Raw genomic sequence first — 3,456 nt, 5'->3', positions numbered from 1 at the left:
GTTGCAGCATTCTGCCGCAACCAGCCCTATGCCAGCTTACTTGCGCCACGCGCGTCAAGTGTTCGCTTCGCCGGGCTGACGCCCGCACTTGACCCGGCAACCACCCACTCGAGATTCGAAAGAAGCACAATTCCTTTAGGTTGCATTCCCTGAACAGCCAGCCAGACGCCCCCCTTCTCATAAACTGCCTTCCTTTCTTGAAGCAGAGTCGGTCCGCCCACTTTTACTTCGACGAAGGCGGTATGCGGCGACCGCATGACGTCGAAGTACTCCAACGACAAAGCCACCTTGTTCGGCGAGACAAGGCAATCTAGCAAATCGGCATCCAAGCGGAGGCTGGGCAATATAGTTAGCGCCACAAGAAGCGACGTTCCCGGCTCCAAAATCTTGTGTTCTGTTCTTTGCTGCAAGGAATCGAAGAACTGTTTGTCGCTGATTGCTGATTTGCTAATCAGTAACTCGCCGACGGTCCCGTCGCGCAACGGGACTTCACCGCCGTAAAGGAACTCCCACCTTCCTTCTACTAGCTTTACCGGGATTCGGATGGGAGTGGGCGAGTATTTTTTCATGTTGAGCGAAGAAGAAACCGGTAGTTTTATTTTATCTTGAAGCGGCGAATGGAAAGGTGCGGCACCAGACGCTCAAATGCGGCAAGTGTGAGCCAGAAATTGTCGAGTTCGGCCGGCGGATAGCCCGCCTGGCCGTCCGTCAAACTAGGCGGCGACGGCTCGCTCACGAATCTCTGTCAGCACCTGCACAATCTGTGTCACCGTGGCTTGAGGAAAAACACCAAATGGACCATGTGCATTCATGTCGGTGAACGGCGACTCGAACAACCTCTCCGCATCCATGACACCGTTCTGAGTAAGCTCCTGCACAATCAGGTTAACGAATTCAATCTGATTCGGCGTAGCAGTTGTGCCGTTGATGAGGGCACTGAAAGCCTGCATGGCGGTCTCACGGTCAAGGCCGACCAGCGAACGGATAAACATCCCGAGTCCTTGACTCTTTTCCTTCGCTTCGTTGATAAGCGATTGAGTCCCACCAGCGTCGAGCAACATCTTCTCGAGTTCAATCAAATCGGACTGGGTCAACGGCTGATTCCGGCGTAGCCGCTGCAATGACAGATGCGATTCGTGAGCCTTCAGGAACTGCCGTGCCTTTTCCTTAAACTTACCCATATTCAATCCGGCCGTCACCTGAGGCAGGTCAATAATGGCTGACTCACCGAGTTCATCCTCGAAATCGGTGTAGACAATCTTCTTCTGACCTTTCGGTATCAACTTCACGAGCGCCCGCAGCCTGCGCCGTACGGTTTCCAACATTGGAACCGTCACGTCGTCCCACCAGTCATCGCTCGCCACGCTCTGTATGAGCACCATCTCTGCCTTGATAGCAGGGATGGCCATTTGCTCCTCGAGCGCACTGGCAATGGACTGAATCTTCTCGCGGAGCCCCGGAAACGCCGACGTAGCCTGCAGTATCGAAAGCTGTGCCCTCAGGACCAGCATGTCGAAGCGTTTGGCCTCCTCGTCGTCATCAGTCAACTCGGACGGCAAGACTGCCAAACGAGATATCAGTTCGTGAATCTCTTCTGAGCCAATCGACTGCCAGGAGTCACCCTTCGAGAATTTCTCGACGTACTGCCGTTGTGGCCGAACGACGAAATTGTCGAGATTCATGGCCGCCACCCTATTCCGCAGCATGTCGACAGTCTCGCCACGGAGCTGACCTGTCGTCTTTCGCGCGCTGTCGCTTGCGAACAGGTTTCGCGTTATTCGCACAATCGACGTCGCAATTGCCTGCTTCCCCGAGCGTCCGTACAAGGCCGCATTGACGGCAGCGCAACGCGCCATGCGCGCCATGACAAAAGCGAAGCTGCTACTTAGATATCGCACGGACCGATTTCAGCATGTGTACGGCCTGACAGTAGCCGGCGCACAGTGGCTTGATGACCACGGAGTAGATGCAGCCAGTTCGGTCCGACGCGTCGCCGACATGACGAATCCCGAACACTCGCTATGGATGCATTTCATCACGCTCGCTTGCGAAGTGCGAGGCTTGGCAGCGCTCACGGAATCCGAGGCGCTTAGACATCTGAACCGCGACCGTGCACAAGGAGCCTCAGTAAGACAGGGATTCGTAACAGTCGATGTTCGCAACACAAAGCGCATCCTGCGACCCGATGTACTTTGCTACGAGCCCGACGGCGCTACGTGGTACGAGATTGACCGCAGCAAAAGAGGTGCCGACCGCGAAGCATCGCTCGCCGCGTTGACTCAACGCATTGGAAGCAAAATCGCGACTGGCGAGGTTCTGCGCCGAGTTGTCGTGCATGCAAGAAATGAGCGCATTCTTAAGCGGGCCTTGGCCATCCTCCGTACGCAAGAGAAGGCGTCGGAGAGGCCGCACGCACTGACCGACAGAACATTTCTCGAAATCGACGAGGGTATCTTTGAGGTCTGGACCGAGATTGAACAACGTCGTCCCGATGGTCGCATCGGAATCGAGAACCGCTGCGTCGGTCACGTCGTCACTCAGCTCCTGCCTTCATGGCTGCCGAAAGTCCGCCTGGATGCCAAAAACAAGCATCCGCTCTCCGGCTGGCCCGGCGAAAACTACCTGCCGTATCGACGTCCAGACTCTCAAGGACCTTGGCCCCGTCCGGCTTCGCCGTTGCGTTCACCACTCCCGGAGGTCAGTTGATAGCACTCGCTATATGAATCGATGGGACAACCATCGACAATCGATTGAGGACATAGCTATGCAGGCATTTGGAAACGTGGCGACGGCGCCTGTGCGCAAGGAAACGAAGGCAACTGGAAAAGGATATTTCGAATTCCGCATGTGCGAGAGCCAGCGCGGAGCCGATTCAGACCCGACATGGTACTCGGTTCGCGTGATGCGAGACGCCGACCTGGGCCTCGTGAAAGGCGATTTTGTGAAGGTAACGGGCAAGCTCAAGACCGACTTTTACCTGTCGCGTGAAGGCAAGCCCACCGGGACGCTACTTGTCATTGCATTCGAGGCCATGAAAATCGCGAAGCCTACGGCCGCTCCAGTCGCGGCAGTGGAAACAGCTCAGGAATCATAGACGGAGTTGTACATCTGACTAAAGCCACCCTTCGAGGTGGCTTTTTCCCCATCGTACCGCTCGTCATTCCCGCGCCCGCTCGCAGCGGGCGCTGCACTAACCATATGCCGACAGCTCTGTCATGCGCATTGACCTCTCGCACTTAGTTCGACTCTGGACCGAGCCCAAAGCGCCGCATCAGGTCCAACAATACTGCCGGTCCGTCGACAAAGACATCCTGCAAATCACACCTGAACGGTAAGCGGCTCGCGATGGCCGTTGTAGACGGGCGCAAGAATCGGCATCAAAGTGATGTCCATCATTTTCGAAGTGGTGGACACCATTTTGTCAGAGCCAACTCAGAGGCCTGGCAGCCGTAAAGG

At 55.9% G+C, this 3,456-nt stretch carries 5 protein-coding genes; 2 read left to right on the top strand and 3 right to left on the bottom strand.

The window, feature by feature from the left end; genetic code table 11:
* Window positions 1–26: 26 nt before the first annotated feature.
* From F6X42_RS42025 to F6X42_RS42015, 3 genes are read right to left on the bottom strand one after another with little or no spacing between them, the layout of a single operon-like run.
* A complete protein-coding gene (locus F6X42_RS42025; protein ID WP_187639646.1) occupies window positions 27–569 on the bottom strand; it encodes a hypothetical protein in 543 nt (180 codons plus the stop codon).
* Window positions 570–595: 26 nt separating this feature from the next.
* Window positions 596–736 carry a hypothetical protein gene (locus F6X42_RS42020; protein ID WP_187639645.1) on the bottom strand — a complete coding sequence of 47 codons (141 nt, stop codon included), beginning with the start codon at window positions 734–736 and terminating at the stop codon, window positions 596–598.
* Complete coding sequence (locus F6X42_RS42015) at window positions 714–1,682, bottom strand: type I restriction-modification enzyme R subunit C-terminal domain-containing protein (RefSeq protein ID WP_246530549.1); 969 nt, start codon at window positions 1,680–1,682, stop codon at window positions 714–716. The genes F6X42_RS42020 and F6X42_RS42015 overlap by 23 nt, the downstream gene beginning before the upstream one ends.
* Before the next feature lie 172 nt (window positions 1,683–1,854).
* On the opposite strand from F6X42_RS42015, the gene F6X42_RS42010 reads away from it, so the two are divergent.
* Both F6X42_RS42010 and F6X42_RS42005 read left to right on the top strand, forming a co-directional pair.
* Window positions 1,855–2,706, top strand: a complete 852-nt coding sequence (locus F6X42_RS42010; RefSeq protein ID WP_246530548.1) for a DNA-binding protein — start codon at window positions 1,855–1,857, stop codon at window positions 2,704–2,706.
* 13 nt (window positions 2,707–2,719) lie between these two features.
* Entirely contained in the window at window positions 2,720–3,094 is a 375-nt protein-coding gene (locus tag F6X42_RS42005; protein ID WP_246530547.1) for a single stranded DNA-binding domain-containing protein, read from the top strand.
* The last annotated feature ends 362 nt before the right edge of the window (window positions 3,095–3,456 follow it).

The organism is Paraburkholderia podalyriae (assembly GCF_014397785.1).
In the GTDB taxonomy this organism is placed as follows: domain Bacteria; phylum Pseudomonadota; class Gammaproteobacteria; order Burkholderiales; family Burkholderiaceae; genus Paraburkholderia; species Paraburkholderia podalyriae.
The sequence above is the reverse complement of the archived record's forward strand: the minus strand, read 5'-3'. Positions and strand labels throughout refer to the sequence as shown.

What these genes read in the sequence shown, in the direction of transcription:
- F6X42_RS42025 (WP_187639646.1), bottom strand. Translation starts at nt 569, where the DNA reads ATGAAAAAATACTCGCCCACTCCCATCCGAATCCCGGTAAAGCTAGTA.
- F6X42_RS42010 (WP_246530548.1), top strand. Translation starts at nt 1,855, where the DNA reads ATGCGCGCCATGACAAAAGCGAAGCTGCTACTTAGATATCGCACGGAC.
- F6X42_RS42015 (WP_246530549.1), bottom strand. Translation starts at nt 1,682, where the DNA reads ATGAATCTCGACAATTTCGTCGTTCGGCCACAACGGCAGTACGTCGAG.
- F6X42_RS42005 (WP_246530547.1), top strand. Translation starts at nt 2,720, where the DNA reads ATGAATCGATGGGACAACCATCGACAATCGATTGAGGACATAGCTATG.